The sequence below is a fragment of the Rhizobium sp. BK377 genome (assembly GCF_014193935.1).
Taxonomy (GTDB): Bacteria; Pseudomonadota; Alphaproteobacteria; order Rhizobiales; family Rhizobiaceae; genus Rhizobium.
Genome location: NZ_JACIAC010000002.1, coordinates 430,646 through 457,024, shown reverse-complemented (window position 1 = coordinate 457,024; position 26,379 = coordinate 430,646). Strand labels below are relative to the sequence as shown.

Sequence of the window (26,379 nt, the reverse complement as noted above, 5' to 3'; positions counted from 1 at the left end):
GGGGTTCATCATCAGCAAGCGGGAGGTGCCTATTCATGCTGATCATTTTCGGCGGTTTACCCGGCTCGGGGAAGACGACGATTTCGCGTGCCCTGGCGAAGGAGCTTGGGGCCGTCCATCTGCGTATCGATACGATCGAACAGAACATACGGGCTTCGGACATGTTGAGCTCGGAGGTTGGCCCGGCGGGCTACATGGTCGGATATGGGATCGCCGAAGACAATCTCACGCTCGGCAAGATCGTCGTTGCGGACTCGGTCAATCCTTTGAAAGTGACACGGGACGCCTGGCTGTCGGTCGCAGCGCGATCAGGTGTGCCGGCCGTTGAGATCGAAATCGTCTGCTCGGACCGGAACGAACATCGCTGGCGGGTGGAAACGCGGGCAAGCGATGTTCCGGGGTTGGTAAAACCTCTCTGGGAAGAGGTGACTGCACACTATTATGAGTCTTGGGAGCAAAGTCCCATCGTCATCGACACTGCGAAGCAGGGCGTGGATGAGGCTGTTGCCGCGTTGCTATCGCAGCTTGAAACTGTCCGATATAGGGAAGCGCGAGAGGTCTGATATCGGCCGCCGAGAGTTTTGTATCTGCGGGGATGATGCGAAGCTTCAGATCAGCCGGGCATATTTTTCGAAGAGGTCGGAGAGGTTTGTCGCGACCCGATAGTAGTAGCCGCTATCAATGAAATAATCGATCGCTTCGTCAGCGGATTTTCCGGCGATGCCGTCGCTGCGCATGCCATGGAAAAGCTCGCCATCGGTGTACATGATCGCGCCTGTACGTTTGCCTTCGGTAATTTCGACGAGGGTGGAAAAGTCGCCGCCGAGGCCGATGACATGGGCGAACGGGGTGAAGCCGTAGTCGTGGAAATCCATGTCCGGGGCGAGTTCCTCGAGATCGAAATACGGATGCCCGTTGCCGATGCCAAACAGCGTGTTGATGTCGGAGAGAACGAAGGCATCGCTCTGCGCCTCTGCGGGCAGGGTGGCGATGGTGGTGTGGGGGATGTGATAGTCAAGGCCGTTTTCCCGCATGAGGAAATCGCGATAGCCATCGGACAGACTGACCTCGTGCTGCGTTTCGAATGCCGAGAGCCGCGCTTCATCCGCGCCGCCATAGCGGGCTGCGACGAGACGGGACTTCGCAAATCTGGCGAGGGCGTCAGGGCGTCGGAACGGAATTGTGTTGTCATTGCTCACGATGGGTTTCCTTGTTGCGATACGGCGCAGGCATTTAAGGCCGGGGCGGAACAGGTCAATGGCAGGCCGCTTTGTTGACCTCTGATGGTATCGGGGCGCTAATGGGCCGGTATCGTCACTGCTTGCAGGCAAGGAGGACACGATGCTGCTCAAGGGGGAGCGAACCTTCGTCGTGCGCGACATGGGAGGGTTCGTTGCGCATATCAACATGCCGGGATGGGTAAATCCGAAGCCTCGCGATCACGGTCACGGGCCGCTGGCGATGGTGGTCGAGTCCATCCTGCATCCGGGCCGGCTGATCGCCATGCATGAGCATCGCAATGACGAGATCATCTCCTGGGTGCCTGAAGGCGTGATGCGCCACGAAGACCGGTCCAAAGGCCGGCTGGTTTGCGACGGCGACCATCTGATGGTGATGAATGCCGGGCGCGGCTTCTGGCATTCCGAGGAGACGCTCGCTTCCGATCCGCCGCTGCGCATGCTGCAGATCCTGGTGCGGCCTAATGCGGTCGATCTCGAACCCGGCATCCAGTATGGGGCGATGCCCGCAATGACGCCCAATCGCTGGCGGCATCTCGTCGGGCCGAAAGGAGGCGATGCGCCGTTCTTCGTTCGCAACCGGATCGATTTCTTCGATATTCGGCTGGAGGCCGGCGGGCGGGCGGAATTTCCGTTTAAACAGGGGTGCGACCTCTATTTCTATGTGTTCAGCGGCGCGGTTCTTGCCGCCGGGCAAACGTTTGGCGAAGGCGAGCAAGGTCTGCTGCTGTCGGAGGAGCGTTTGACGGCAGAGGCGACGAGCGACTGTGTGATGGTCGCCTTCCTGCTCGATCATCGAGCGCCCGTCACGCGACAGGGGACGGTGGCCGACAATAGGAAGATCCCGCCGCCTGTCGTGATCCGTCTCGTGAAACGGTGGCAGGGGTTGAAGCGGTTGTGGCGAGGGAGGTGAAGATAGGGCGGGCCTCAGCTCCAATATTTGACAGCGTAGACGATTGTCATGACTGTCCCGGCGAGGATAACGAACCAGTGGACCACGTTGGCGGGCAGCACGCGCACGAGGGCGCCGCCGAGATAGCCGCCCACCGGTTGCTTGTTGAGCGCGACATTTGACGATAGATCTAAGCCGATCAGCGCGGAGATCGTCATGTCCGGCGATATACTTGCCCGTTCATTCGGCCGGCAGGCCTTTGAACTGAGCCCTGAAAACTACCAGTCCGCCCGGCCACCTTATCCGCATCAGGTGTGGGATCTGTTGCGGAAGCGGGCCGGATTGCGATCTGGTATCGCGATACTGGAGATCGGCGCGGGAACCGGGCTTGCCACCGAACATCTTCTGGATCACGAGCCGCGGCGGCTTCTGGCCGTCGAGCCGGACAGGAGGCTTGCGGAATTCCTGCGTGCGCGGCTGCACCGCGACGAATTCGAGGTGATCGAGCAGACCTTCGAAGAGCTGGCCGAGGCTCCGCAGTCCTTCGATCTCGTCGTCAGCGCGACGGCATTTCATTGGCTCGATGCTGTTCCGGCGCTGCGGCGTATCCATGCGCTGCTTCGTGATGGCGGCGCTGTGGCTCTGATCTGGAACGTCTTTGGCGACAATATCCGGCCCGATCCCTTTCATGAGGCGAGCGCGCATCTTTTTGCCGGGCATCGTCCAAGCCCGTCCGGCGGAGGGACAGTGCAGACGCCTTACGGGCTCGATAGCCAGGCCCGTATCAGCGATTTTGAGGAGGCTTCATTCCAATGCGAACTGCCTGTCATGGTCGAGTGGACGCTGACGCTTGATCCGCCCGCGGTGCGGCGGCTCTACGCGACCTATTCGAATGTCGTGGCATTGGAGGCAGAGAAGCGCGAAGCGCTGCTGGACGCGCTGGAAGATGTTGCAAGGGCCGATTTTGGCGGTGTCGTCACCAGGAATATGACGACATCGGTTTTTATCGCGAGGCGGAAATAGGGCTGGAGGTCGCTCAAATCGCCGGCCCCGGCCGGATGCGGCTGCCGTCTGTGAAACGCGAGAGACGGAAGCGGTTGAGATTATGGCCGGGCGCGTTGCCCTGGATGAGGTCCGATACCACGCGGCCGATTCCGGGACCGATGCCGAAGCCGTGGCCGCTCATGCCTGTGGCGACGAAGAGACCGGTGACTGCCTCTACGCGGTCGACGATCGGCACGATGTCGGGCATTGCGTCGATCATGCCGGCCCAGGTCACTTTCAGCCGCACGGTTTGAAATTGCGGGAAGAGGCGTTTGAAATTGCGGCTGATGGCATCGAGGCTGGATTGTTCGGGGGCAGGGTTCAGCACGCGCATCCGTTCGAACGGGCTCTCCGCATCCGCCGTCCAGCTGCGCGGCGTCGACCAGCTGTCGGGATAGAATTCCGGCGCTGCCAGCGAATAGCGGGTGCCGAAGGGGTGAGCCATGAGCGCGGGCAGGTATTTCGTGGCGTGGCGGAAGGCATCAGGGCCGAGATAGAGGCGGTGGCTTCCCGGCGCCAGCGTGTAGCCGCCATCCTGCCTGCGGCGGAAGGCGACGTCTGCTCCGGCTGCGGCACCCGCGTGGATCTCGGCCATCGGCTCGGTTGCGGCAACGGTGGCGCGGACAGCGAGCTGGGGGATTGAGACGCCGTGGTTTCTGAGGAAGAGCGACGACCAGGCGCCGCCTGCGACGAGCACGGTCGAGGTCTCGATGCGGCCTGCCTCGGTCCACACGCCGCTCACCTTGCCCGAGGCGAGGTCGAGGGTTCGCGCCGCGCAGTTTTCGATGATTGTTACACCCAGGCGGGCGGCGAGCCGGGCAAGCGCGGGGACGGCGAGCCACGGTTCGGCGCGCATGTCCGATGGTGTCGTCATCGAGCCCGCAAATCTGCGGGACATGCCTTTGAAGAGGGAAGCCGTCTGCCCGCTGTCGAGCAGGCGGGTGTCGAGGTCGTAGGCGTTCGCGAGCTTCATGAAAGACTCGAAGCCCGCCATCTGCTTGTCGGAGTTTGCGAGATAGGTGACGCCCGTCCGGTTCAGGCCGATATCCTCGCCGCATTCTGCTGCGAGCTCCTGCCAGAGGCGGCAGGCTTCGATAGCGATAGGCAACTCGTCGGCATCGCGTCCCTGCTTGCGAATCCAGCCCCAGTTGCGGGAGGACTGTTCCGCAGCGATGCGGCCCTTTTCGATGAGCGTCACGGAGATCTTGCGCTTCGCCAGAAACAGCGCCGCTGAAACACCGATAACGCCGCCGCCGATGATGACGACGTCGGAGATTTTCGGAAGCGGGCCATGATGCTGGATGGGATCGTTTAGGGAGAAGGGGAAGGCGGGCAATCTGTGTGTCCTGAACGGCTGATCGATAGGCAAGGAGTGCTGGAGGCTCTACAGCATTGGCCGGAAAATCGGAATCGATTTTCGGAAGGCCTGATGCGCGATTCAAAGAATTAGAGCCTCCTTTGTGTCCGATTGGACTAAGGGCGCTCTAAGCCGGCAATTCAAGCTGATGTCATCGCAGACGGCAGGTTGCGCAGCCGCCGGAGGAAGTGCTAGGCGAGCATTTCTGACGGGGGCGTAATCCCGCTGCAAGGGCGAACCATGGTTGGACGATGAGCATCAGCATTTATGTGATCAATCTCGACCGGTCCGAGGACCGGTGGAATGCTCTTTCCGATCAGGCCAAAGCCCTACAGTTCGACCTCGTTCGCATTACCGGCGTCGATGGGCGGGAGGTCGCCGCTGACCAGCGCACGGCCTGTGATGAGCGCGCCTTTCAGCGCAACAATGGCCGGACCATGCTGCCGGGCGAATATGGCTGTTATCGGAGTCACCTGAAGGTGCTCGCAGCCTTTCTCGAAACGGGCGAGGCTGCCTGCATCGTCGTCGAGGACGATGTCATTTTGTCTGCCGACTTGGTTACGCGCGCCGAGGCGGCGCTCGCGGCGGTACCCGGCGCCGATGTGATCAAGCTCTTCAATCACCGCACCGTCGGCTTCAGGCCCGTCGCCGCCTCGACTTTCGGCGACGAGATCGGCCGGGCGACCCATGGTCCGCAAGGATCGGCCGCCTGCTATGCGGTGACGCGGATGGGCGCCCTGAAGCTTCTGAAGACGATCGGCGTCATGCGGTTTCCCTGGGATATCGAACTGGAGCGCGGCTGGGCATCGCGAGCGCGGATCTACACGACCCGTAAGAATGTGGCCGATGTAAAAGAGGGCAGCTCGAATATCGGGACTCGATCCGTCTACAAGGAAACCAAATTTCCCTGGTGGAGGCGGTTGCCGACCTATGCAATCCGCATCACCGAGGCGGTGCGCAGAATTAACTACGCATTGAAAAAATAAGGTGTCGGACTATGAGGGCCGGCTTTGTCCGCACGGTTCGTCTCAAGACTTTTTGTCGCACTTTAGCTGGCTTTTCGATCGATGTTATAGCCGCCCATAATACTGTCGCAATTTTTAGAAGAAAATTCAGCTGGTTACCTCAAAAATGGTCGTTCTGTGGCGTGAAACCTTACAGATTTGTATGGTTCGCCAGTCTTGTTGGCGTCAAATCCCGGCTGTAACTCATCACTGAACCTATCGAGAAGTGTTTCCCCAACACCTCAACTCGGTCGGCTATCGGTCTGAGGTGTATCATGAGCGCTCGAAAGAACTTCGTGGGTGAGTTGTACCCGCGTGCCTATGCGGCTGCCAATATAGCAGCGTCTCAAAAGTTAAAAATTCTGCATGTCTTGTTCTCCTCCAGAGTTGCGGGCTCGGAACGATACTGCGTTGATCTTGCCAATGGGCAGGCTGCTCTTGGGCATGAGGTTCACGTTGCCGGGCGACAGGGATCACCGATGGTCGGCCTACTCTCGAAAGAGGTGGTTTTCCACGGCTTCACGATCCCGTTTCTGCGCGGCCTGAGGCTGCGGCGGCTGATGGACAGGACAGGGATCGAGATCGCGCATGGGCATCTCAGCCATGGCTGCAAGGCGCTCGCCGCAGCGCCGGACGGCGTCGCCAGGATCGCAACCCTGCATGTCGGCTACAAGGCCAGGCAGCATGCCTGCCTGGACGGCGTTATCTGCGTCAATACCGCCCAATCGACGCGGCTCGGCACATATGACGGCCAATCGACGCTGATTTCCAACTGGCTGCCTGAACTCAGATCCGCGGTGAGCTTCGATTTGCGGGCGCAGCTCAATCTGCCGCGCGAAACACGGCTCGTCGGCAGTGTCGGACGTCTGCATCTCAGCAAGGGATATGACGTACTGGTGTCGGCCTTCCGGCAGACGGCACCCGACGATGCGGCTCTCGTCATCGCCGGCGAGGGGCCGCATCGCGCCGCGCTGGAAACGCTTGCCAAGGGCGACGACCGTATCCGCCTGCTCGGTCATTGCAATAACGTACCGGGTTTCCTGCGCAATCTCGATCTCTTCGTATCGCCGTCACGCGAGGAATCGGCAGGGCTCGCCATTCTCGAAGCCATGCGGGAGGGGTTGCCGATCGTCGCCACGGCCGCCGAAGGTCCGTCGGAATATCTGCGCGAGCATCCGGTGACGCTGGTCGCGCCCGGCTCCGTCGAGCAGCTCGCAGCGGCGCTTGCCGATGCGCTGCGGGAAGAGGCTGTTGTCCGCCTGTCGCGCGTAGGCTACGACTTGGCTCCTTTCTCCCGTTCGGCAGGTATTGCGAATGTTATCGATTTTTATTTCCGAATTGCCCGCGGAGCCGCAGTCAAGGCTGCGCCCGACAACGATCAGCCGCGGTTGATCCATGCGTCTGAAACCCAAAAGTGATTTCTGGCACGTGGGTATCGTGCCGGCGCCCGCCGAGGCGCTGCTCGATGCCGAGACTTTGGCCGATTGTTCCAGCCGTATTACATGGCTGCCCGATCCGGGGCCGTGGCGATATCTCGCCGATCCCTTCGCCGTGAAGAAGGGCGACAGCTTGCACGTCTTCGTGGAAGCCTATGACTACCATACCAAGCATGGCTTCATCGAGCGCCACGAACTGGTGGGGCCGGACCTGCAATGGCGCGGCAGAGCGGTGGTGCTCACCAAGCCTTTTCATCTCTCCTATCCTTTCCTCATCGAGCAGGATGGCGAGGTGCTGATGATGCCGGAAAGCCATAAGGCGGGGGAGGTCGCACTGTACCGCGCCCGCGCTTTTCCTGACGATTGGGTGCGGGAAACGGTGCTTCTGGCCGATCTGCCCATCGCCGAAGCCTGCCTCATCCAGCATCAGGACAAGTGGTGGATGTTCTACACGCTCGTCGGGGCCGGCGCCCGCGACCAGCGCGAGTTGCATATCGCCTTTGCCGATCGCCTGACCGGACCGTGGAAGACCCATCCGCAAAATCCGGTTCTGGTGGATCGCTCCGGCGCCCGGCCGGGCGGCACGCCCTTTATCGGCGCCGACGGGCAGATCATCCTGCCGGTTCAGGACTGCAGCGTCACCTATGGCGGCGGCCTGCGCTTCCTGCGCTTCAGCCTCCTCAGCGAGAAGCATGTGAGCTGCGCTCATCTGCCGGCGCAGCTGACGGGCGGTCTCGCCACTGCCGCTTACCCAGACGGCCTGCACACGTTTTCTGCCTGCGGAGACCTGACGCTGATCGACGTGAAGCGTATCGACAGATCCTTCGGCCGCCATATCGTCAACCTGAAACGCAAGCTGCTGCCGAAACCCGCCTTGTCGGCATCGGGGTGACATCGGCCGTTTTGCCCTCGCAATCTGCGCCGACACGGGCGACACTGTGACGTGGATTCGGCCAGGAGGAATGCGCGGGATGCCGTGCCGGCGAGGGCGACGATTATCTGGGGATGGGCGATGACGAAGCCGGTGCTTTCGCTGCAGCTCTTTTCGATGCGCGGACTTGGCAATCTCGGCACGCAGCTCGAAAAGGCGGCTTCTGCCGGTTTTGGCGCGGTCGAGCCGCTCGAGGGGCATCTGCGCGACGCCGATAGCCTGCAGGCCGGGCTGGTCGGAAACGGGCTGGCGGCGCCGTCCGCCCATGTCGGGCTGGAGGCGCTGCGCAGCGAGCGGCAGCGTTTCGTCGAGGCCTGCCAGCAATGCGGTATCGGGCAGCTCTTCGTTCCGCATCCGGCACCGTCGGTGGCGAGGGAAACGCAAGCGGCATGGCAGAGGATGGGCCACGAGCTCGGCGCTCTCTCGGAGCAGATGAAGGCCGACGGCATCGTTCTCGGCTATCACAACAAGACGGCGGGCTTCGAGCGCACCATCGGCGGACGCTACGGCTTCGAGCTGATGTTCGAGGCGGCCAGGGGCAGTCCGCTCACCTGGCAGGCCGATATTGCCTGGCTGGCGCGCGCCCAGCCCAATGCGATCGAATGGATCAGGCGCTATGCCGGTGTGCTGGTTGCAGTGCATGTGAAGGATCAGGCGCCTGACGATACGGACCCGGACGAAGACGGCTGGGCGAATGTCGGCTCCGGCGTCCTGCTCTGGCCGTCGCTCTGGCGGGCGGCGGTGACGAGCGGAGTGCGGCTCTTCGTCGTCGAGCACGACAATCCGCGGCGGCCCTTCGAATTTGCGGCGCGCAGCTATGCCTATCTCAGCCGATTTTTGACCTGAAGCCTGTGGCGCGATGAAGGGAGAATTGCGGACAGGAAACGATAACACTGCCTGCTATGCCTTTAGATATGGCGCAGAGGGGGCTTGCGGCAAGACCCCGATCGAGGCGTAGAACGCTTATCCTGATCAACAGCACCAGGAGAAAAGCATGCGTGTACTACTGTCCACATACGGGTCGCGGGGAGATGTGCAGCCGCTGGCGGCGCTGGCGGTGGCTTTGAGGACCACAGGCGCAGAGGCGATCGCGTGCGCGCCGCCGGATGCGGAATTTGCCGCTTTGCTCGAGCGCCTCGGCGTGCCGCTGGCGCCAGCCAATGCGCCCGTGCGGCAATGGGTCAGCGAGGTGATGAAGAGGAGTGCTGCGGGCGACACGCGAGAGCGCTCCGCCGAAGGCATTTCCGAACGGGCGGCAGGGATCATGGCGGGACAGGTCGAAGCCCTCTCGGCAGCTGCGGAAGGCTGCGATCTCGTTGTCGCGGCAGGCCTCTTTCCTTCGATGGCGGCGGCGCGGCTCGTGGCCGATCGGGCGGGCATCGGCTATTTCGGCGCCGCCTTCTGCCCGATCTTCCTGCCATCCGAACATCACAAGCCGCATGCGTTTCCCGGCCGGCCGCATCCGCCCGGCGTGACGGATAACCGCGTGCTCTGGGATTATGATATCGAAACCAAGAACGTGATGTTCGGCGGGGCTTTCAATCGTCTGCGCACATCGATGGGCATGGCACCTGTCGAAAATGTGCGCGACTCCGTTCTGACCCGCCGGCCCCTGCTTGCGGCCGATCCGGTGCTCGCGCCTTTGCTCGAGACGGATCTGATCGACCCGGTGCAGACGGGTGCGTGGATGCTCGATGATGACCGGCCGCTGCCATCGGCGCTGGAAGCCTTTCTCGATGCCGGCGATCCGCCCGTCTATGTCGGTTTCGGCAGCATGCCGATGCATGCGCTCCGTGATGCTGCCAGCCTGATCGTTGCCGTTATCCGCGAGCAGGGGCGGCGGGCGGTGCTGTCGCAAGGCTGGGCCGGTCTTGTGCCTGATGATGGCGCAAGCGACTGTTTCGTCGTCGACGAGGCCAATCATCAGGCACTCTTTCCGCGGGTTGCGGCCGTCGTCCATCACGGCGGAGCAGGGACGACGGCAGCGGCAGCCCGAGCCGGCGTGCCGCAGGTGGTCGTGGCGCAGATAGCCGATCAGCCCTACTGGGCAGGCCGCGTCGCAGCACTCGGCATCGGCGTGGCGCATGAAGGGACGACACCGACGCTTCAGAGCTTTTCGAGTGCGCTTTCAGCAGCGCTACAGCCGGAGATCTGTAAGCGCGCTTCGGCCTTTGCCCCTGAAATCCGCACCGATGGGGCAATGGTGGCGGCAAGGCTGCTGCTTGCCTCGGCCGGCAGGTAACGAAAGGCGGTCAATCGCGCGGCAGCTTTCCGAGCAGCAACTGGTTTCCCGTGCGGTTGCCGCAGCCGTTGCATTTCAGGTGAAGGCCGATTTTGGCAAGGGTCGTGTCCTTGCCGGAACGGTAGGCAAGCTGACGCCGGTCGATCATCGTTTCGTGCCAGCAGGCCGGGCATTGCGCGTGGATGACATACCATTGCGGCAGGGTGGCGAGCGTCTCCCTGTGGATCTCGACCGCCTCGTAGCCGGCGACGAGATCGATGCTGCGGCGGTGTTTCATCTGCGTTCAAAAGGAGGGCGGTCGAAGGATGGCCGCCAGCCGCGCACCATGCCCCGGCTTATCACGCTCTCGGCCAGAGCAAGCTGGCTGCGCAGGTGGCGGCAGTCCTGCAGAAGTGTGGCGATGGCGGCCTTGGCATCCTCGTCATGCCAGGAAAGTACGGCCTCGACTTCCCAGTTCAGGTCTTCGTTTGCAGTCTCTTCATTCGAGACTTTAGGGGCCAATTGCGGACGCATGTTCTCGTTCTCCTTGCAGAGCATTTCAGTTCCAGATTGTCGGGATGGCGGCCGCAGCGCCAAGAATGTTCCTATTATGTTCTCATTTTGGCGAGAGTCAAGGGCCGCGATCCGTCACTGTGTGCGGGGACATCGGATCGTTCGTCGTTTGCAGACGTCAGAGGAATGGAGCAAGGTGTGCTTATCGGAACAGGCAGGATGAAACGGTGCATGCTGATCGGTTCATGTCATTGCGGCAAGGCGGCCTGGACGCTGGAAGGCGATCCTGGCTCGATTACCGCCTGCAACTGCACGCTCTGCCGGCGCTATGGGGCGCTCTGGGCCTATGATTACGAGGGCGAACGGATATCCGTGAATGGCGAGACCGGCTCCTATACGCGGACCGGCCGCGAGACGTCGTCGCTGGAAATCCTGTTCTGCCCCGCCTGTGCCTGTGTGCTCGCCTGGCGCGGTTTGAGGCTCGACAGGGATGGCCGCCAGCGCATGGCCGTCAACATGCGGCTGGCGCCGCCGGATCTCGTTTCCGACCTGCCGATCGATCATTTCGACGGACTTGATACGTTCGAGGACCTGCCCTCAAAGGGGCGATGCGTGCGCGATCTCTGGTTTTGACGCCCGCAACCGTCCGAATGGACGTACGGCGCTCTAAACCAATCCGTGACCGCCGATGAAGATCGCTGCGCCCAGAATCAAGATCGCCGCGATCGCATGGAGCCATGAGAACCGACGTTCTCGATAGGTTGGAACCTCAGAACCATAGCCGAGACTACGATGGTCTTCTTCGAAGTTTGACAGCAGATCGCGCATTTCATGTCCTCAAGCATTCGGCCCAAACAGGCCCAGTGATCAAGATGCGCTCGTTCGCGTGACTTAGGCAGATCGCCAAAGGTTCAATCACCTTCCGGTGGATACGGCATCACCCGGGGGAGTGCCGATCTACGGGCGCTCGGCCATCACGAGCAGGAGGAAGGCGGCGAGATCCCTCCACCGGGCAAAGCGGGCGTCGGCTTGGCAGGCTTGAGGGCCCGGCTGCGGCTCGCCGATCTTGCCGATGCGGAATCCTGCGGCCACGATGCCGTTCAGGTAATCGGCCAATGTGCGCGGAAAGCGGGGCACGGCGAAGGGTTCAACAATCTCGCCGGCCGGCCGGCTGCCGAAACGCCATTCTTCCGTAAAAGTCGTGCGATCGAAATAGCGCGAGACGCAAAGGGCGGTCGCAAGGCCCGCCTCGTTCCTTTGCCAGCCGAGGCCCGGCGTGATGAAACAGGGATGCAGTATGCTGAAGGCAAGGAATCCGCCGGGGCGGAGCAGGCGAAAAGTCTCCCGCATGGCCGCCTCGAAATCCGGGCCGTCCATGAGAGCCATGGTGGAGATGACGGCGTCGAAGGAAGCCTCCGCGAAGCCGGTATCGGCGCTATAAGAGGCAACCTTGTAGAGGATGCCGAGAGAGTGTTTCTTTTCGGCCTGGAGTGCATGGCCGATCATGCGTTCGGAGACATCGATGCCGGTCATGCGCGCACCCATCTCAGCGAAGCGGCGGGTATTGGTGCCTTCGCCGCAGCCGAAATCGATCACATCGAGCCCTGCCAGCGGCGGCAGAAAATCGACAAAGGCGGGGAAGGTGAAAAGCTCGCGATAGATGTCGTAGCCATTGCGGACATCATGCGTCCATTGATCGGCATTGCCATCCCATCGCGCCGCCACGTCCTGCAGATTTTCGTCAGTCATCGGGCCTCCCGTTTTTCTTTGCCAATTCACGTCGCGGGAGGATAGGCCGGTTCGCCGCCTCTTCAATGACTGTCGGACGACGAATGCGCACCCGTGAGAACCGAGACGCCGCCGGCTGATGGGATGGCAAGTATAACCCTTTTGGTATTACCCACTTCACCCATTCGAGCTATTTTTCCGCCTTTTTTGCTATGCTTTAGATAATAGTAAATCGAATATCGTTGTGATAACTGTTAAAAGAACGAGTTATTCTGCGTGTATAGTCGCAGATTAAACTTGAAATACTGGCTTTTTAAAAGCTGATCCGAAGGGAAACTATGCGGGTGTACTCTTTTATCATAGCGCTTCAGCTCAGTCTGTTGATGTGGGTTGGTGTCTACCATAGCGCCCGCGGACTCTATCTCAAGCTGGATGCATCGCACGCCTCGAATGTTTCCTTCATCCCGGCTGATATGACCCCTAACGACACCCGATGATGACGACCTGACACAGGCTTTGACGGCCTCTATAGCTCCCGTGACAAAATAAGAAACTAGAGAAAACGCCACTGTGAGACCGCTACATTCCTTCATGATCGTTTACCTTTGCCCGCCGCTGATGGTGGCTGCGGTGCTTCTGGTCATCGTGTCCTGGCTCGGGGACAAGCAACCTGCATGGCCGGATGCGGCCACCGAAGTGCGCAAAGGCGGCAGGATCGGCAGCCAGAGCGAGATGTTTCGGTGACTCCGAGGTCGCCATCGCACCCCTATCGTCAGCGGGAAAATGAGAAGGGCCACCAAGTAGGGTCCCGGCGACCCTTCTCCAGCTGGTAGGTGCAGCATCCAGCGAGGGCAAAATACAAGCAGTGGCTGTTTCCGATAGTGACCGCGGTCACAACTCAGCAATATTTTCTAGCGGAAGCTGAACGAACCGGCTTCGCGGCTACATGGCAAGCCCCATCTCTGCCCTGATATTTCGGTGTAGGCACGGTTCTATACTTGCGTATGATACAGAAAAGCGTCTCATGATCTATGTTCCTCCAGGCAACCAGGGGAGATTGAGATGTCGGGATGTAAGCATGTTGCAACCGTTCGTTCCGTAGAGCCCAGGACGCTCGGCTGCGAAGAATGCCTGGAGGACGGACAGGAGTGGGTTCATCTTCGGCTTTGCCGGGAATGCGGCCATGTCGGATGCTGCGACCAGTCCATCGGAAAGCATGCGACGGCGCATTTCCACGCCACGGGTCATCCCATCATCGAAGGTTACGATCCACCCGAGGGCTGGGGTTGGTGCTATTTCGACGAGATAATGGTGGAACTGCCCGATCAGACGCCGCAGCGCGGCCCGATCCCGCGCTATTATTGAGCGTGCCGAGATGAGCTCCGACAGCCTCGAAAGCCGCCGTTACCAGATGTTTCCGGTGCTGAGTGCCGCGCAAGTTCAAATGGCGGCACGCTTTGCCAGCAGCGGCCCGCACACCTTTGCCCCCGGCGAGATCGTGTCCCAGGTCGGTGACAGGCATTCGCCCGCGTGGCTGATCCTCTCCGGCCGTCTCGATGTCTTCAGGCACGACGGATTGTCGATGCCGGAAGCGCTGATCACGAGCCATGGCGCAGGGCAGTTTTCGGGAGAGGTCAGTCAGCTCTCCGGACGGCCGGTGCTTGCGGGCGGACGTGCGGGTCCGGAAGGATGTGTGGCGCTGGCGTTCGACGCCGCGCATCTGAAGGCTCTGATCATAGGATCGGCCGATATCGGTGAGATCATCATGCGCGCCTATATCCTGCGGCGTGTGGAACTGATCAATTTCGGCGGCGCCGGTTCCGTTCTGATCGGCAATCCCGGTGAGCCCAACCTCGTTCGCCTGCAGGGCTTTCTGACCCGAAGCGGCTACCCCCATGTCGTCCTCGATGCGGCGCTGGATCACGAAGGCCACGCCCTGGTCGAGAGGCTTGGAATTCTAGCGGGCGAACTGCCGCTCATGGTCTGCCCCAACGGCACGGTGCTCAAACATCCGACCGACGCCGAAGCCGCCTGCTGCCTGGGCATCATGCCGGAGCTCGATCCGGAAACCGTCTACGATGTGGCGATCGTCGGAGCGGGTCCATCTGGGCTGGCTGCTGCGGTTTACGCGGCGTCGGAGGGGCTCACCGTCATCGTCGTCGACGCACGCTCGATCGGCGGGCAGGCCGGCAGTTCCTCCCGTATCGAAAATTATCTTGGCTTTCCGACCGGAATTTCAGGCCAGGCGCTTGCAGGCCGCGCCTTCAATCAGGCGCTCAAATTCGGCGCGGAGATCGCCTTGCCGCTCGAGGTCAGTGAACTGGTTCCACCTCCAGCCGGCAAACGCAGGACGGGTCCGATGGTCTTGCGGCTCGAGGGAGACCGGGCGGTCAAGGCACGAACCGTCGTCATCGCCTCGGGCGCCAGGTACCGCAGGCCAGATATTCCCGACATCGCGCGCTTCGAGGGCGCCGGCATTTCCTATTGGGCATCTGCAATCGAAGCCAAACTCTGCGAAAACGACGATATCGCCCTGGTTGGCGGCGGCAATTCCGCCGGCCAGGCGATCGCATTCCTGGCGCCGCGGGTCCGACGTCTGCATCTGGTGATCCGCCGAAGCCTGACCGAAACCATGTCGACCTACCTCATCGATCGCATAGCGGCGCTGCCGAACGTGGAGATGCATCTGGGATGCGAGCTGACAGCGCTGTCGCAAGACCAGCACGGCCGCCTGAGGGCAACGATCACCGATATCAGGGAGCAGTCCGGGAAAAATTACGATCTTCGCCGCGTCTTCATGTTTATCGGCGCCGATCCGAATACCGATTGGATCAAGTGCCGCATCAAGACGGACGACAGGGGCTTCATCAGGACCGGCACCGCCTTCGGCCCTGATGTCGAAGAGGAACTCGGACGGCGCTCCCTGCAACTGGAAACCAGCCTGCCGAACGTCTTTGCGATCGGCGATGTCCGGGCCGGTTCGACGAAGCGGGTTGCCGCAGCCGTCGGCGAAGGCGCTGCCGTCGTGAGCGACATCCACGCTGCGCTGAGACAGGCCGCGATCATGAAATGATCCGGCGTTCGGGCGGCATCGCTTCAGGCAGCTGAATTTTGGCGGCATTCAGACAGGTGCTGACGAGTATATGCGGGGTTATGGTTCCCCGTGCTGACAGATCTGTCTGCTTGAAGGACATCACCCCAACGGCGCTTGCCGGAGCGAGCAGAGCGCTGTTTCCCGGCGGTTTTCTTGCGCAGAGACATGATTGACGGACCGCAAAATTGCGGCTAGCTCTTACGCCCATGAAAATCGCAATGGTTCTCGTCGTGGTGATATCGCGCATGGGCAGGACGGTGTAACCGTCCGGCATCAGCCACCCATGCGCCGAACACAAGGTCCCTGACGGGGCCTTTTTTTATGCCCCGTCGCACCCAATCACCCAATCAACGACGGAACATTGCTATGACCGGCGATAAGGCTAGCCTTACCCAAAATTCCTCCGATACGTCAGCGAATACTCCCTCTGGCCGCCTGATGAACGGCGGCGAAATCGTTCTGCAGGCACTGCGCGACAATGGCGTCGAGCATATTTTCGGCTATCCCGGTGCCGCGGTGCTGCCGATCTATGACGAGATCTTTCAGCAGGACGAGATCAAGCATCTGCTCGTGCGCCACGAACAGGGTGCCGGACATGCCGCCGAAGGCTATGCGCGCTCGACCGGCAAGGCCGGCGTCATGCTGGTGACCTCCGGGCCGGGTGTCACCAATGCGGTGACGGCGCTGCAGGACGCGCTGATGGATTCCATTCCGCTCGTCTGCCTGACGGGGCAGGTGCCGACGAGCCTGATCGGCACGGATGCCTTTCAGGAATGCGACACCGTCGGTATCACGCGGCCCTGCACCAAGCACAATTTCCTCGTCAGCCATATCGATGATCTCGCCAAGACCATCCATCTCGCCTTCAGGATCGCGACATCGGGAAGGCCGGGGCCGGTTCTGGTCGATATGCCCAAGGATGTGCTGTTTGCGAGCGGTCTCTATGTTGCGCCGGAGGAGGTTTCTGTACCGGTAAACCATCGGCCGGAGACAGACGGCAACGGACAAGCGATCCGTGACGCGGTAGCGCTGATGACGCAGGCCACGCGGCCGGTCCTCTATACGGGCGGCGGCGTCATCAATTCCGGACCGGAAGCCTCGCGCCTGTTGCGCGAGCTGGTGGAACTGACGGGCTTTCCCATCACCTCGACGCTGATGGGGCTTGGCGCCTATCCGGCGTCAGGGCCGAACTGGCTGAAGATGCCGGGTATGCACGGTTCCTACGAGGCGAATATGGCGATGCACGATTGCGACCTGATGATCGCGGTCGGAGCGCGCTTCGACGACCGCGTCACCTCGCGCACCGATCGCTTTTCGCCCGGATCGAAGAAGATCCATATCGATATCGATCCGTCCTCGATCAACAAGAACGTGCCGGTCGATATCGGCATATCAGGGGATGCTGCTGATGTGCTTAAGGAGATGATCGAAGCCTGGCGGGCGCTTCCCGTTCCACCTCAGCGAAGGCGGCTGGATGGCTGGTGGGCCGAGATCGAAGGGTGGAGGGCGCGAAAATCCTTTGCCTACGAGATGCGCCGCGACGAGATCATGCCGCAATATGCGCTGGAACGGTTGCATGCGCTGACGACGGCCTACGATCCCATCGTCACGACGGATGTCGGCCAGCATCAGATGTGGGCGGCGCAGCTTTTCGGCATCGAGGCGCCGAACCGCTGGCTGACATCAGGCGGGCTCGGCACGATGGGGTACGGGTTGCCGGCGGCGATCGGCGCTCAGATCGCCCATCCCGGCCGCCTGGTCATCGGCATCGTTGGCGATGCCTCGGTGCAGATGACGCTGAAGGAACTCTCGGCGGCGATGCAGCATCAGGCGCCGGTCAAGATCTTCATCCTCAACAACGAGCGCCTCGGCATGATTCGGCAATGGCAGCAGATCCTGCATGGTAACCGCCAGGCCCATTCCTATACGGCTTCGCTGCCTGATTTCGTCATGCTTGCGGAAGCTTATGGTGCCGTTGGTCTCAGATGCGAAAGGCCGGATGAGCTCGACGACAGGATCAGGGAGATGATCGCCATCGACCGGCCGGTGCTTTTCGACTGCCGGGTTGCGGCACTCGAAAATGTCTATCCGATGGTCCGCAGCGGCCGGCCGCATAATGACATGCTGTTTGCCGAGGATGTGGAGGACGAAGCCGACGCGAGCTTCGGCTTCAGTCAAGGGCTTGTCTGATATCTGGGTTGGCCGATGTCTTCTGATGCCGGCCGATCAGTCCCGCCCGAGAGGTGCGCCCAGCGGATAAAGATGGCGATAGGGGCGGGCCTCGTCGAGGGCTCGGGCGTAGCTCGGGCGGGCGAGCAAGCGAGCGCGATAGGCGCGGACATTTTCGAAATGGTCGGGGATCGGATGGGCCCAATCGGCATAGAGCATGGCGGGGGCAGCGGAGCAGTCTGCGAGGCTGAAGGTTTCGCTCGCCACCCACTGGCGGCCCCTCATATGCGCATCGAGAATGCCGTAGGCGGTTTCGAGTGCCTGGCGCCAGCGGATATAACCGTCGTCAGGCTCCATTTCCCGGCCGATTGCGGCGTAGACCATGCGCTGCTGCGGATATTGCATATAGTTGTCGAAGAAGCGGTCCCACATGCGCACTTTGATCGCCGTTGCCGCATCGCGCGGAACGAGTGGCTGTTCGCCTGGATGAAGCATATCGATATATTCGATGACGCTCGTGGCTTCGAAGATGAAGTCGCCACCGTGTTCGAGGACCGGGAAACGCTTGATCGGCCATTTCCGCGAGAATTCCGAATTGATCGGCTCGCTTCCGTCGAGAAGCTTCGCCTCGAAGGGCAGATCCTTCTCGTAAAAGGCAGTTTTCGCCTTCTGGGAGTAGGAGGAGAGCGGGTGCAGATACATTGCCAGGGACATTGCCAATCTCACTTCGAAAGGACGATATGGGTGGCCGATTCCGTCATCTCGTGGGATTTGACGGAGAAGCCCAGGGACGGCAGGTCGATGCCTTCGAACATGGCTTCGCCCTTGCCGAGGACGACCGGGGAAATGGCGAAATGCATCTCGTCGATCAGCCCGGCTTGCAGATATTGACGCACAGTGCTGACGCCGCCGCCGATCTTGACGTCCTTGTCGCCGGCGGCCACCTTTGCCTTTTCCAGCGCTTCCTCGATGCCGCCGGTGATGAAATGGAAGGTGGTGCCGCCTTCCATGACGATGGGCTCACGAGCATAGTGGGTGAGGATGAAGGTCGGCGCGTGATAGGGCGGATTCGGCCCCCACCAGCCCTTCCACTCCTCATCCGGCCATTCGCCCCTGACAGGGCCGAACATGTTGCGGCCGAGGATGAAGGCGCCGAAGCCGGAATTGCCCGCTGAGGCGTATTTCTCATCGGTGCCGGTCGAGCCGCCGTCTTTGCCAATCATGGTCCGGAAGGTGCGGGTGCCGAAGAACCACTGGTGCAGTTCCATGCCGCGTTTGCCCAGGGGATCGTTGATGCTCTGGTCGGGGCCGGCGCCGAAACCATCTATCGAAAGAGAAAATGCAGCTACGCGTATACGTGCCATGTCAGCCTCCATCTGATTGCATTTTGAAACTAGTTGAGTTGTGACATAACTAATCCTATAGTGCAACTAGTTTTTGTCACGGAGTCGGATATGAATATCGAAATACGCTCGGGCTGCCCGATAAACCTGACGATGGAGGTGCTGGGCGACCGATGGAGCCTCGTCATCATCAGGGATATCATGTTCGGCAATCGCCGTCATTTCCGCGAGCTGCTGACACAATCGGAAGAGGGGATCGCGTCCAATATTCTGGCGGCGCGGCTGAAGCGGCTGATGTCCTACGGGTTGATCAGCAAACTCGATGATCCCTCCCATAGCCAGAAGTCGATCTACAGCCTGACCGAAGCGTCCATCCAGCTCGTGCCCATGTTTGCGATGATCGGCGCCTGGGGGCGCCGGCATCTGCCGGTCAGCGAGGATCTGAGCATCCGCGCCGAACTCTTGGAAGAGGGCGGTCAGCCGCTCTGGGACGAGTTCATGGATGATCTGAGAAGGATCCATATCGAAGACCCGATCGGTGGGGCGAATGGATCGGTTACATCGCCGGTGCTAGCGCGGCTGACGGCGGCGTTTCTGTCGGTGCGGGCGAAGATGGATGCGCCGGCGGACTGAATTCCGGCTGCTGAAGTTCAGGAAGATTTCGAAGGCCAGGTTGAAAGCGCCTGCTCGGCAACGGCCTCCAGCATATCGCGGCTGAAGCCGGCCTTGGCTTGTACCGCCATCCCATGAAGCACGGCCAGCAGGAAGGCCGCCAGCGCTGCGGGCTTGGCAGTCTCCGGCAGGTCGCCCTCGGCCTTTGCCCGCTCGAAGCGCTCGCGAAGCTGGATTTCGGCAACGGCGCGGGAATCAATCAGGGCCTGCCGCACCGGTTCGGCTTCATCCGATCCCGCCAGGACGCCGTTGATGGCGAGGCAGCCGGTATGGGTGGGATAGCGGGTATTGAGGTCGATCGCGCCGGACATCATGTACGCAGCCACCTCCCTGGATGTCGGCATCTCAAGCGCTTTCGGGATATAGTCCACGTATCGCTCATAATAGCGATCCAAGACTTGGCGGAAGAGTGCCTCCTTGTTGCCGAAGGCGGAATAGAGCGCCGGCCTCTCGACGCCGGTCGCCTCGGTCAGGTCGGCATAGGACGCGCCTTCATAGCCCTTGCGCCAGAAGACGCAAAGCGCGGCATCGAGCGCTTTCTCCACATCAAATTCGCGATGGCGTCCCATCAGACCGACTCAATGAATTTCATAATGGTCGTTATTAAACCACTTGACAGCCTTTGTCCAGATTTCATACCAATCGTTACTGTAACGATCGTTACGAAAAAACCTGAGCCGCCGGCCAATGAGGCGGGCGACGCCTCGATGGGTATGGAAAGGACTGATATGTCTGACATTTTGAAAGGAAAGGTCGCTTTGGTGACCGGTGGTTCACGCGGGCTGGGTGCCGCTGCAGCTGCGGCGCTTGCCGATCAGGGGGCGGATGTGGCGATCAGCTATGTCAATTCGGCCGAGAAGGCGGAAGCGGTGGTCGAGACGCTGCGGGCAAAGGGTGTCCGGGCTCTGGCGATCCAGAGCGACCAGGCCGATGCGGCGGCGGCCAAACCGCTGGTCGACAAGGTTCTGGCCTATTTCGGCAAGCTCGATATCCTCGTCAACAATGCGGCGATTGCCGTGCAGGGCAGGACGGTCGACGACCCCGAACTCGACACGGTCAATCTCGACCGTCAGTGGCAGGTCAACGTGATGGGTGCGGTGGCGACAACACGTGCGGCGGCGCAGGCGATTTCGGATGGCGGCCGGATCATCTTCATCGGCTCGCTGCTCGGCAGCCGCGTGCCGTTTTCGGGCGTTGCCGATTATGCGGGGACCAAGGCGGCGATTGCCGGCTATGCGAAGGGTGTGGCGCGCGATCTCGGGGGGCGTAACATCACCGTCAACGTCGTCCAGCCCGGCATCATGCCGACCGATATGGCGGCCGATGTGCGAGACAAGCTGCCTGACGCGATCATGGACCTGCATCCGATCCGGCGCATTGCGACGCTTGAAGAGGTGTCGGCGGCGATCGGTTTCCTGGCGGGACCGCACGGCGGCTATATCAGCGGTGGCGTGATCGATATTTCCGGCGGGCTGCAGGTCTAACGCGGAAAAGTTCTTCCGCCTGCAGAGCCGGGGAGGTTCTGCAGGCGGGCCGTCCTGTGCGCTCGCTCAGGCTGCCAGGGCGCCGTAATCCATCGCATCGAGATCGGCGATCAGGCCGGGACCAACAGGATTCCATCCAAGGATCCGGCGGGTCTTTTCGCTGGAGGCCGGGAAGTCGAGGCCGGCAAAGATCGCCATCCAGCCGAAATGCTCGGCAGCCTTTTCCGGCGCGACCGAAACGACCGGCAGCTTGAGGCCACGGCCGAGAGCTTCGGCGATCTCGCGTGTGGTGATGCCTTCCTCGGCAACGGCGTTGTAGCGGGCGCCGGGCTCGGCTCTTTCGATCGCCAGCCGGTAGAGCAGGGCAACGTCCAGCAGGTGGCCGGCCGGGAAGCGGTTGCGGCCTTGCCCGACATAGGCGACGGCGCGTTTCTGCCGGGCGATTTCGATGAGCGGCGAGACGAGGCCCTGCTTGACCGTATTGTGGACCTGGGGAAGGCGCATGACGGATACGTTGACGCCTTGGTCGAGGAGCGCATTGCCCGCAAGCTCGGAGGCGATGCGCGGGTTGGGATGCTCGATGTTGAAGACATCCTCGCTCGCGAGCTCTCCAAAATGAGCATTGCCCATGCCGGTGCCTGATGTGATGAGGAGGGGGCGGTTCGAGCCCTTGAGCGCCTCGCCCATCGCGGCAATGACGCGGCCGTCCTTCTCGCAATTCTCGGCGAAGCGGGAGAAATTATGGTCGAAGGCCGTGTGGATGGCCGCATCGGCCTTTTCGACGCCGGCTTGCACGCTCTCGGGCTCTTCCAGCACCCCGCGGTGGACTTCGGCGCCGGCGGCTTCCAACATCTTGGCGCCGGCATCCGAGCGGGTCATGCCGATGACATGGTGACCCGCTTTTTGCAGCTCAGGCAGGATGGCGGATCCGATGAAGCCGGTGGCGCCGGTGAGAAAAATGCGCATGCTGTGTCTCCTTATTGCGATGAAGCCCAATATTGCGCTATGTTTTATGCTGTTAAAGTAGTGACGTTATCCTATTATAATGGCTAACAGGGACAGCATGAGCACCGACAGCAATGCCCTCGGTACCTTCCTTCGCGACCGCCGCTCGCGCCTCGATCCGGCGGTCTTCGGTTTTTCCGGGCGCAGGCGCACGCCGGGCCTGAGACGCGAAGAGGTGGCGCAGCGCGCCAATATCAGCCCGACCTGGTACACATGGCTGGAGCAGGGTCGCGGTGGCGCACCTTCGGCTGATGTGCTGAACCGGATCGCGAGCGGCCTGATGCTGACCGAGCCCGAGCGCGAGCACCTCTTCATCCTCGGTCTCGGCCGGCCGCCGGAGGTGCGCTACCGCGCCATCGAAGGCATCAGCCCTCGGCTGCAGCGTCTCATCGATGCGCTCGAAGTGAGCCCGGCGCTGGTGCGCACGGCGGCCTGGGATATCGTGGCCTGGAACCGCGCAGCCACCGTTGTCATGACCGACTACGGCAAGCTTGCGCCCGGAGATCGGAATGTTCTGCGTCTCCTGTTCTCCAACCCTGCTGTCCGCAACGTTCAGCATGATTGGGAGGCCATGGCGCGTTTTGTCGTCGGAGCCTTCCGGGCAGATGCGGCACGGGCGGGCGCTACTTCGGAGATATCAGATCTGGTGGAGGAACTTTGCCGCACGAGCGCTGAGTTCAAGCGGATTTGGGAGGAGAATGAGGTGATCGCGCATGGCGAAGGAACCAAGCGGCTGAAACATCCCGTGCTCGGCGATATCGAGCTTGAATATTCCGGTTTTGCCATCGATGGCAGGCCGGACCTCAACATGGTCGTCTATAATCCCGTCGATCCTGATCTGGCCGAGCGCATTCGCTTGATGGTCAAGGATACGAGACCCGAGCGGGATTAGACTTTTCGCCGTAACGTGAAGACCGTTAGCTCTGAGGGCCGGCCGAGCCTGAGCGCGAAGCCCGGCCACAGCGCGGTGCCGTTGTTGACATAGAGCTGCATATCACCAACCTGGTAGTGGCCGGAGACGAAGCCGCTATTGGCACGGGCGACCAGACGATCGAGACCGAGGACCATGCCACCATGGGTATGGCCTGACAGCTGCAGCGCAATGCCTCTCTTGGCGGTCTCGATTGCCATTCTCGGCTGATGGTCGAGAAGAATGACCGGAGCTTCGGCCGGGGCGTCTTTCAAGGCCGCGGCAAGATCGGGATTGGGCATCGGTCTGCCGAAGGCCGCAAGATCGGTCACGCCGGCAATGACGATCCGATCGGCGCCGCGCTCGATGACGGCGTGTTCGTTCATCAGCATGCGCATGCCGAGACTCGCGTCGTGCTCGATCCAATCGTCGTAGCCGAAATAATATTCGTGATTGCCGGGGATCGCGAAGACGCCGTCGCTCGCCTCGAGCTTTGCGAGCGGTGCCACATCCGCACGGCGTTTTTCCAGACGGCCGTCGATGAAATCGCCGGTCACGACGATCAGGTCGGTTTTCAAGTCATTGGCCTTCCTGACGAGGATTTCGGCCCAGGACGCCGGGAAGAGGCGGCTGAGATGCAGGTCGGTCAATTGCAGCAGGCGGTAGCCGTCGAAGGCTTCGGGAAGGTCGCGAATTGATATCTCGACATTTTTCACCGGCGGAATGCGCACGGCTCCGGCAACGCCGAAGGCGGCGAGGCCCAAAGCCGCAAGCCCGATGATATAGCGGACTTCAGGAGGCACGGCCGGAAATTGGCCCTCGATGAGGGCAAGGACAAGCGAGACGGCATCGAGCGCGATCTGGAAGACAGCCAGAAGGAGTGTCGCGCCGAAGAGGAAATTCAGCACGATAATCAGCGGGCGAGGATATTCGGGCGCGAAGATGGACCCTGACGACATGCGGTTCAGCAGGACCTGCTGGGAGCCGACGAGGAGGACTCCGGCCAGCAGGGCCTTGGCAGGCCATATCCACGGCAGGGGCAGGATGAAGCGGAGGAGGACGACCAGCCAGGGAAGGCCGAGAATGAAATGGAACATTAAATAGGCCTGTTATTATCGGTGCTTATCGGCGGGAATGAAGAGATTGAATCTGGTGTCTCCGGCGTCCTGCGCAAGGGCTGGTTATTTTCAGCCAGGCGACACCAGGCCCATGGGCGACGGCTCAGCCTTTTTCTGCGCTTCGGCGAACAGCCAGCCGATCACGGTTTCCCGCGCAGGAGATTTCCGGTAGCGCGGCCAGACGAGGTAGATGTCCGACGGGCCGCGCAGCCTGGCTTCGAAGACACGCACCAGCCGGCCCTTGGCCAGATCCTCGGTGACGAAGCCGCCGTTGGCGAGAACGATGCCCTGTCCGGCGATCGCCGCCTCGATGGCGTGCGCGGTTTGCGAAAAGCTGATGCCTTTGAAGGACGGACTGCTGCCGCCGGCGAGATGGCGCTCGACGAATTCCGGCCAGAGATTGTGGGCATCGTGCAGCAGCGGATAAGCCGAGAGATCCTCGGCCGTGCGCGGTGCAGTCCGGCCGGCAAGCAGCAGCGGACTGCAGACGGCGATGACCTCCTGTTCGAACAGGAGTTCGGCATTCAGCCCCGGCCCGAAGGGCGGGCGGCCATAGCGGACGGCGAGATCGACGCCATCGGCCACGAAATTCGAGATGCGCTCGGTCGCCAGAATATGCAGGTCGAGATCGGGATGCAGAACGGTGAAGTCCGCCAGGCGCGGGATCAGCCATTTCGATGCGAAGGTTGGCGTCGTGCTGATGGTGAGCTTGATCGCCTGCGGCTTCAGCTCGTCGGTTGCTCTCGCGATGATCTCGAAGGCGCGCCTGATATCGGCAATGTAGCGTCGGCCCTCCGATGTCAGCGCCAGCGTGCGCGGCAGCCGCTCGAACAGGGCCATGCCGAGCTGTGCTTCGAGGCCGCGAACCTGCTGGGCGACGGCGCCCTGCGTGACGCCGAGTTCTTCGGCGGCGAGCCTGAAGTTCAGGTGGCGCGCCGCGACTTCGAAAGCTTTGAGGCCATTGAGGGAGGGTAGCTTTCCCGGGATATCGCTCATCAAGTAGTTTTTCTACTGCCATAAAAGAGGAGAACTGTTTCGCGCTCGCGTGACGGACATGGTATCGTGCACTCACACATCGATCAATCAATGATATCGCTTCAGGAGGGTACCGGCATGTCAGTAGAAAAAGTGGCTGTTATCACGGCAGGCGGCAGCGGCATGGGGGCCGAGAGCGCAAGACGCCTTGCGGCCGATGGATACAGGGTCGCGATCCTGTCCTCCTCCGGCAAGGGCGAGGCGCTCGCCAAGGAACTCGGCGGCGTCGGCGTCACCGGTTCCAACCAGTCGAACGACGATCTGAAGCGGCTCACCGATGCGGCGATGGCGGCCTGGGGGCGCATCGACGTTCTCGTCAACAGCGCCGGCCATGGGCCGCGCGCACCGCTGAACGAGATCACCGACGAGCAGTGGCGCACCGGCATGGACGTCTATCTGATGAACGTCATCCGCCCGGTGCGGCTGGTGACGCCGATCATGCAGGCCCAGAAGAAGGGTGCGATCGTCAATATTTCGACGGCCTGGGTGTTCGAGCCGTCGACGATGTTTCCGACCTCAGCGGTCTTCCGCGCCGGCCTTGCCGCCTATACCAAACTCTTTGCCGATACCTACGCAGCCGAGAACATCCGCATGAACAATGTGCTGCCCGGCTGGATCGACAGCCTGCCGGCGACGGAGGAACGGCGTGAGGCGGTGCCGATGAAACGCTATGGCACGAGTGCGGAAGTGGCCGCGACGATTGCGTTTCTTGTGTCTGACGGGGCGGGGTATATTACCGGCCAGAGCCTGAAGGTGGATGGCGGGTTGATGCGGTCGGTTTGAGGGCGGACGGCTGATCGTCGAGGGCGGGGGCAGCTTGAACTATTCGGCTCTGCGCTTATTGTCAGGCGGCGGACATTGCGTCCATGCCCGCGACGATCGAGAAAGCCCGAAGCCATGCAGAAGTTCACTGTGTCCATCACGCGAGAGATCGAGGCCGATACCGCCGAGGAGGCCGCGCTTCTCCTGTATCAGGAACTCGCCAAGGAGGCGGCGCCGCTTCGCTATCTGGTCGCGGACGAGACGAAGAGGACGAGAACTGTGACACTGGATCGCGCACAGGCGGACGAATTCGCCGCTGTCGATCACACCGCCGATCCTGGGAACTGGTAGGCGTGATGGCAGGGGCATCGCTGTAAGACGGCTGTCACAACGAACGGACAAGGCGACCGGGCGACCGATATG

The 26,379-nt window shown here is 61.5% G+C and carries 32 protein-coding genes; 18 read left to right on the top strand and 14 right to left on the bottom strand.

What is annotated here, in order from left to right:
* Nucleotides 1-35 precede the first annotated feature (35 nt).
* A complete protein-coding gene (locus FHT92_RS10980) occupies nt 36-563 on the top strand; it encodes an AAA family ATPase (RefSeq protein ID WP_183824837.1) in 528 nt (175 codons plus the stop codon).
* A gap of 45 nt (nt 564-608) precedes the next feature.
* Here the strand turns inward: FHT92_RS10980 and FHT92_RS10975 are convergent, their stop codons facing one another.
* Nucleotides 609-1,199 carry an SMI1/KNR4 family protein gene (locus FHT92_RS10975; protein WP_183824834.1) on the bottom strand — a complete coding sequence of 197 codons (591 nt, stop codon included), beginning with the start codon at nt 1,197-1,199 and terminating at the stop codon, nt 609-611.
* Nucleotides 1,200-1,341: 142 nt separating this feature from the next.
* Between FHT92_RS10975 and FHT92_RS10970 the strand changes: the two genes are divergently transcribed.
* Nucleotides 1,342-2,151 carry a pirin family protein gene (locus FHT92_RS10970; RefSeq protein ID WP_183824831.1) on the top strand — a complete coding sequence of 270 codons (810 nt, stop codon included), beginning with the start codon at nt 1,342-1,344 and terminating at the stop codon, nt 2,149-2,151.
* A gap of 14 nt (nt 2,152-2,165) precedes the next feature.
* Here the strand turns inward: FHT92_RS10970 and FHT92_RS10965 are convergent, their stop codons facing one another.
* On the bottom strand, nt 2,166-2,348 hold the full coding sequence (locus FHT92_RS10965) for a hypothetical protein (protein WP_246735220.1): 183 nt from the start codon (nt 2,346-2,348) through the stop codon (nt 2,166-2,168).
* Here FHT92_RS10965 and FHT92_RS10960 point away from each other — a divergent pair.
* Complete coding sequence (locus tag FHT92_RS10960; RefSeq protein WP_183824828.1) at nt 2,347-3,153, top strand: trans-aconitate 2-methyltransferase; 807 nt, start codon at nt 2,347-2,349, stop codon at nt 3,151-3,153. The two genes, FHT92_RS10965 and FHT92_RS10960, sit on opposite strands and share 2 nt — an antisense overlap.
* Nucleotides 3,154-3,166: 13 nt before the next feature.
* Here the strand turns inward: FHT92_RS10960 and FHT92_RS10955 are convergent, their stop codons facing one another.
* On the bottom strand, nt 3,167-4,510 hold the full coding sequence (locus tag FHT92_RS10955; protein WP_183824825.1) for an NAD(P)/FAD-dependent oxidoreductase: 1,344 nt from the start codon (nt 4,508-4,510) through the stop codon (nt 3,167-3,169).
* Between the two features lie 272 nt (nt 4,511-4,782).
* Here FHT92_RS10955 and FHT92_RS10950 point away from each other — a divergent pair, with 272 nt between their 5' ends.
* The 5 genes from FHT92_RS10950 (at nt 4,783) to FHT92_RS10930 (ending at nt 10,144) form a co-directional block, all read left to right on the top strand.
* Nucleotides 4,783-5,517 (top strand): glycosyltransferase family 25 protein, encoded by a 735-nt coding sequence (locus FHT92_RS10950; RefSeq protein ID WP_183824822.1) that lies wholly within the window; start codon nt 4,783-4,785, stop codon nt 5,515-5,517.
* Nucleotides 5,518-5,810: 293 nt separating this feature from the next.
* A complete protein-coding gene (locus tag FHT92_RS10945) occupies nt 5,811-6,953 on the top strand; it encodes a glycosyltransferase family 4 protein (RefSeq protein WP_246735218.1) in 1,143 nt (380 codons plus the stop codon).
* The gene (locus FHT92_RS10940; RefSeq protein WP_183824819.1) at nt 6,931-7,863 is read left to right on the top strand and encodes a glycosyl hydrolase family 43; all 933 of its coding nucleotides are present in this window, start codon (nt 6,931-6,933) and stop codon (nt 7,861-7,863) included. The genes FHT92_RS10945 and FHT92_RS10940 overlap by 23 nt, the downstream gene beginning before the upstream one ends.
* 120 nt (nt 7,864-7,983) lie before the next feature.
* Nucleotides 7,984-8,748, top strand: coding sequence for a sugar phosphate isomerase/epimerase (locus tag FHT92_RS10935; RefSeq protein WP_183824816.1), 765 nt, complete (start codon nt 7,984-7,986; stop codon nt 8,746-8,748).
* A gap of 148 nt (nt 8,749-8,896) precedes the next feature.
* Nucleotides 8,897-10,144 (top strand): glycosyltransferase, encoded by a 1,248-nt coding sequence (locus FHT92_RS10930; RefSeq protein WP_183824813.1) that lies wholly within the window; start codon nt 8,897-8,899, stop codon nt 10,142-10,144.
* A 10-nt stretch (nt 10,145-10,154) separates the two neighbouring features.
* On the opposite strand, the gene FHT92_RS10925 is transcribed toward FHT92_RS10930, so the two are convergent.
* Entirely contained in the window at nt 10,155-10,421 is a 267-nt protein-coding gene (locus FHT92_RS10925; RefSeq protein ID WP_183824810.1) for a hypothetical protein, read from the bottom strand.
* Nucleotides 10,418-10,657 (bottom strand): hypothetical protein, encoded by a 240-nt coding sequence (locus FHT92_RS10920; RefSeq protein WP_183824807.1) that lies wholly within the window; start codon nt 10,655-10,657, stop codon nt 10,418-10,420. The genes FHT92_RS10925 and FHT92_RS10920 overlap by 4 nt, the downstream gene beginning before the upstream one ends.
* Before the next feature lie 210 nt (nt 10,658-10,867).
* Here FHT92_RS10920 and FHT92_RS10915 point away from each other — a divergent pair, with 210 nt between their 5' ends.
* A complete protein-coding gene (locus FHT92_RS10915; protein WP_183824804.1) occupies nt 10,868-11,269 on the top strand; it encodes a GFA family protein in 402 nt (133 codons plus the stop codon).
* Nucleotides 11,270-11,302: 33 nt separating this feature from the next.
* On the opposite strand, the gene FHT92_RS10910 is transcribed toward FHT92_RS10915, so the two are convergent.
* A complete protein-coding gene (locus FHT92_RS10910) occupies nt 11,303-11,464 on the bottom strand; it encodes a hypothetical protein (protein WP_183740117.1) in 162 nt (53 codons plus the stop codon).
* Nucleotides 11,465-11,593: 129 nt separating this feature from the next.
* Nucleotides 11,594-12,385 (bottom strand): class I SAM-dependent methyltransferase, encoded by a 792-nt coding sequence (locus tag FHT92_RS10905; RefSeq protein ID WP_183824802.1) that lies wholly within the window; start codon nt 12,383-12,385, stop codon nt 11,594-11,596.
* Nucleotides 12,386-12,934: 549 nt separating this feature from the next.
* Here FHT92_RS10905 and FHT92_RS10900 point away from each other — a divergent pair.
* The 3 genes from FHT92_RS10900 to FHT92_RS10890 all read left to right on the top strand — a co-directional run bounded on the left by FHT92_RS10900 (nt 12,935) and on the right by FHT92_RS10890 (nt 15,437).
* Nucleotides 12,935-13,108 carry a hypothetical protein gene (locus FHT92_RS10900; RefSeq protein ID WP_183740111.1) on the top strand — a complete coding sequence of 58 codons (174 nt, stop codon included), beginning with the start codon at nt 12,935-12,937 and terminating at the stop codon, nt 13,106-13,108.
* A gap of 318 nt (nt 13,109-13,426) precedes the next feature.
* The gene (locus FHT92_RS10895; protein WP_183824799.1) at nt 13,427-13,729 is read left to right on the top strand and encodes a UBP-type zinc finger domain-containing protein; all 303 of its coding nucleotides are present in this window, start codon (nt 13,427-13,429) and stop codon (nt 13,727-13,729) included.
* Nucleotides 13,730-13,739: 10 nt separating this feature from the next.
* A complete protein-coding gene (locus FHT92_RS10890) occupies nt 13,740-15,437 on the top strand; it encodes an FAD-dependent oxidoreductase (protein ID WP_183824797.1) in 1,698 nt (565 codons plus the stop codon).
* Here the strand turns inward: FHT92_RS10890 and FHT92_RS29090 are convergent.
* Nucleotides 15,427-15,732, bottom strand: coding sequence for a hypothetical protein (locus FHT92_RS29090; RefSeq protein ID WP_210278425.1), 306 nt, complete (start codon nt 15,730-15,732; stop codon nt 15,427-15,429). The two genes, FHT92_RS10890 and FHT92_RS29090, sit on opposite strands and share 11 nt — an antisense overlap.
* A gap of 47 nt (nt 15,733-15,779) precedes the next feature.
* Here FHT92_RS29090 and FHT92_RS10885 point away from each other — a divergent pair, with 47 nt between their 5' ends.
* Entirely contained in the window at nt 15,780-17,648 is a 1,869-nt protein-coding gene (locus tag FHT92_RS10885) for an acetolactate synthase 3 large subunit (RefSeq protein ID WP_409527151.1), read from the top strand.
* A 36-nt stretch (nt 17,649-17,684) separates the two neighbouring features.
* Here the strand turns inward: FHT92_RS10885 and FHT92_RS10880 are convergent, their stop codons facing one another.
* Both FHT92_RS10880 and FHT92_RS10875 read right to left on the bottom strand, forming a co-directional pair.
* Entirely contained in the window at nt 17,685-18,341 is a 657-nt protein-coding gene (locus FHT92_RS10880) for a glutathione S-transferase family protein (RefSeq protein WP_183824794.1), read from the bottom strand.
* A gap of 8 nt (nt 18,342-18,349) precedes the next feature.
* Complete coding sequence (locus FHT92_RS10875; RefSeq protein ID WP_183740093.1) at nt 18,350-18,991, bottom strand: dihydrofolate reductase family protein; 642 nt, start codon at nt 18,989-18,991, stop codon at nt 18,350-18,352.
* Between the two features lie 90 nt (nt 18,992-19,081).
* On the opposite strand from FHT92_RS10875, the gene FHT92_RS10870 reads away from it, so the two are divergent.
* On the top strand, nt 19,082-19,603 hold the full coding sequence (locus tag FHT92_RS10870; protein WP_183824791.1) for a helix-turn-helix domain-containing protein: 522 nt from the start codon (nt 19,082-19,084) through the stop codon (nt 19,601-19,603).
* A gap of 17 nt (nt 19,604-19,620) precedes the next feature.
* Here the strand turns inward: FHT92_RS10870 and FHT92_RS10865 are convergent, their stop codons facing one another.
* Nucleotides 19,621-20,211, bottom strand: a complete 591-nt coding sequence (locus FHT92_RS10865) for a TetR/AcrR family transcriptional regulator (protein ID WP_183740086.1) — start codon at nt 20,209-20,211, stop codon at nt 19,621-19,623.
* 159 nt (nt 20,212-20,370) lie between these two features.
* On the opposite strand from FHT92_RS10865, the gene FHT92_RS10860 reads away from it, so the two are divergent.
* Nucleotides 20,371-21,126, top strand: coding sequence for an SDR family NAD(P)-dependent oxidoreductase (locus FHT92_RS10860; protein WP_183824788.1), 756 nt, complete (start codon nt 20,371-20,373; stop codon nt 21,124-21,126).
* A gap of 66 nt (nt 21,127-21,192) precedes the next feature.
* Here FHT92_RS10860 and FHT92_RS10855 read toward each other — a convergent pair whose 3' ends face one another.
* Entirely contained in the window at nt 21,193-22,092 is a 900-nt protein-coding gene (locus FHT92_RS10855) for an SDR family oxidoreductase (protein WP_183824785.1), read from the bottom strand.
* A 97-nt stretch (nt 22,093-22,189) separates the two neighbouring features.
* On the opposite strand from FHT92_RS10855, the gene FHT92_RS10850 reads away from it, so the two are divergent.
* Nucleotides 22,190-23,023 carry a helix-turn-helix transcriptional regulator gene (locus FHT92_RS10850; protein ID WP_183824782.1) on the top strand — a complete coding sequence of 278 codons (834 nt, stop codon included), beginning with the start codon at nt 22,190-22,192 and terminating at the stop codon, nt 23,021-23,023.
* Here the strand turns inward: FHT92_RS10850 and FHT92_RS10845 are convergent.
* Nucleotides 23,020-24,138 (bottom strand): metallophosphoesterase, encoded by a 1,119-nt coding sequence (locus FHT92_RS10845; RefSeq protein WP_183824779.1) that lies wholly within the window; start codon nt 24,136-24,138, stop codon nt 23,020-23,022. The genes FHT92_RS10850 and FHT92_RS10845 overlap by 4 nt on opposite strands.
* 90 nt (nt 24,139-24,228) lie before the next feature.
* Nucleotides 24,229-25,155, bottom strand: a complete 927-nt coding sequence (gcvA, locus tag FHT92_RS10840) for a transcriptional regulator GcvA (RefSeq protein WP_183824776.1) — start codon at nt 25,153-25,155, stop codon at nt 24,229-24,231.
* Between the two features lie 117 nt (nt 25,156-25,272).
* Here gcvA and FHT92_RS10835 point away from each other — a divergent pair, with 117 nt between their 5' ends.
* Nucleotides 25,273-25,977 carry an SDR family oxidoreductase gene (locus tag FHT92_RS10835; protein ID WP_183824773.1) on the top strand — a complete coding sequence of 235 codons (705 nt, stop codon included), beginning with the start codon at nt 25,273-25,275 and terminating at the stop codon, nt 25,975-25,977.
* 114 nt (nt 25,978-26,091) lie between these two features.
* A complete protein-coding gene (locus tag FHT92_RS10830) occupies nt 26,092-26,307 on the top strand; it encodes a hypothetical protein (RefSeq protein WP_183740065.1) in 216 nt (71 codons plus the stop codon).
* Nucleotides 26,308-26,379 lie beyond the last annotated feature (72 nt).

Coding starts and splice junctions, on each gene's coding strand:
- FHT92_RS10980 (WP_183824837.1), top strand. CDS start 36: ATGCTGATCATTTTCGGCGGTTTACCCGGCTCGGGGAAGACGACGATT.
- FHT92_RS10970 (WP_183824831.1), top strand. CDS start 1,342: ATGCTGCTCAAGGGGGAGCGAACCTTCGTCGTGCGCGACATGGGAGGG.
- FHT92_RS10960 (WP_183824828.1), top strand. CDS start 2,347: ATGTCCGGCGATATACTTGCCCGTTCATTCGGCCGGCAGGCCTTTGAA.
- FHT92_RS10965 (WP_246735220.1), bottom strand. CDS start 2,348: ATGACGATCTCCGCGCTGATCGGCTTAGATCTATCGTCAAATGTCGCG.
- FHT92_RS10950 (WP_183824822.1), top strand. CDS start 4,783: ATGAGCATCAGCATTTATGTGATCAATCTCGACCGGTCCGAGGACCGG.
- FHT92_RS10945 (WP_246735218.1), top strand. CDS start 5,811: ATGAGCGCTCGAAAGAACTTCGTGGGTGAGTTGTACCCGCGTGCCTAT.
- FHT92_RS10940 (WP_183824819.1), top strand. CDS start 6,931: ATGCGTCTGAAACCCAAAAGTGATTTCTGGCACGTGGGTATCGTGCCG.
- FHT92_RS10935 (WP_183824816.1), top strand. CDS start 7,984: ATGACGAAGCCGGTGCTTTCGCTGCAGCTCTTTTCGATGCGCGGACTT.
- FHT92_RS10930 (WP_183824813.1), top strand. CDS start 8,897: ATGCGTGTACTACTGTCCACATACGGGTCGCGGGGAGATGTGCAGCCG.
- FHT92_RS10925 (WP_183824810.1), bottom strand. CDS start 10,421: ATGAAACACCGCCGCAGCATCGATCTCGTCGCCGGCTACGAGGCGGTC.
- FHT92_RS10920 (WP_183824807.1), bottom strand. CDS start 10,657: ATGCGTCCGCAATTGGCCCCTAAAGTCTCGAATGAAGAGACTGCAAAC.
- FHT92_RS10915 (WP_183824804.1), top strand. CDS start 10,868: ATGCTGATCGGTTCATGTCATTGCGGCAAGGCGGCCTGGACGCTGGAA.
- FHT92_RS10910 (WP_183740117.1), bottom strand. CDS start 11,464: ATGCGCGATCTGCTGTCAAACTTCGAAGAAGACCATCGTAGTCTCGGC.
- FHT92_RS10905 (WP_183824802.1), bottom strand. CDS start 12,385: ATGACTGACGAAAATCTGCAGGACGTGGCGGCGCGATGGGATGGCAAT.
- FHT92_RS10895 (WP_183824799.1), top strand. CDS start 13,427: ATGTCGGGATGTAAGCATGTTGCAACCGTTCGTTCCGTAGAGCCCAGG.
- FHT92_RS10890 (WP_183824797.1), top strand. CDS start 13,740: ATGAGCTCCGACAGCCTCGAAAGCCGCCGTTACCAGATGTTTCCGGTG.
- FHT92_RS29090 (WP_210278425.1), bottom strand. CDS start 15,732: ATGCCGGACGGTTACACCGTCCTGCCCATGCGCGATATCACCACGACG.
- FHT92_RS10885 (WP_409527151.1), top strand. CDS start 15,780: ATGCCCCGTCGCACCCAATCACCCAATCAACGACGGAACATTGCTATG.
- FHT92_RS10880 (WP_183824794.1), bottom strand. CDS start 18,341: ATGTCCCTGGCAATGTATCTGCACCCGCTCTCCTCCTACTCCCAGAAG.
- FHT92_RS10875 (WP_183740093.1), bottom strand. CDS start 18,991: ATGGCACGTATACGCGTAGCTGCATTTTCTCTTTCGATAGATGGTTTC.
- FHT92_RS10870 (WP_183824791.1), top strand. CDS start 19,082: ATGAATATCGAAATACGCTCGGGCTGCCCGATAAACCTGACGATGGAG.
- FHT92_RS10865 (WP_183740086.1), bottom strand. CDS start 20,211: ATGGGACGCCATCGCGAATTTGATGTGGAGAAAGCGCTCGATGCCGCG.
- FHT92_RS10860 (WP_183824788.1), top strand. CDS start 20,371: ATGTCTGACATTTTGAAAGGAAAGGTCGCTTTGGTGACCGGTGGTTCA.
- FHT92_RS10855 (WP_183824785.1), bottom strand. CDS start 22,092: ATGCGCATTTTTCTCACCGGCGCCACCGGCTTCATCGGATCCGCCATC.
- FHT92_RS10850 (WP_183824782.1), top strand. CDS start 22,190: ATGAGCACCGACAGCAATGCCCTCGGTACCTTCCTTCGCGACCGCCGC.
- FHT92_RS10845 (WP_183824779.1), bottom strand. CDS start 24,138: ATGTTCCATTTCATTCTCGGCCTTCCCTGGCTGGTCGTCCTCCTCCGC.
- gcvA (WP_183824776.1), bottom strand. CDS start 25,155: ATGAGCGATATCCCGGGAAAGCTACCCTCCCTCAATGGCCTCAAAGCT.
- FHT92_RS10835 (WP_183824773.1), top strand. CDS start 25,273: ATGTCAGTAGAAAAAGTGGCTGTTATCACGGCAGGCGGCAGCGGCATG.
- FHT92_RS10830 (WP_183740065.1), top strand. CDS start 26,092: ATGCAGAAGTTCACTGTGTCCATCACGCGAGAGATCGAGGCCGATACC.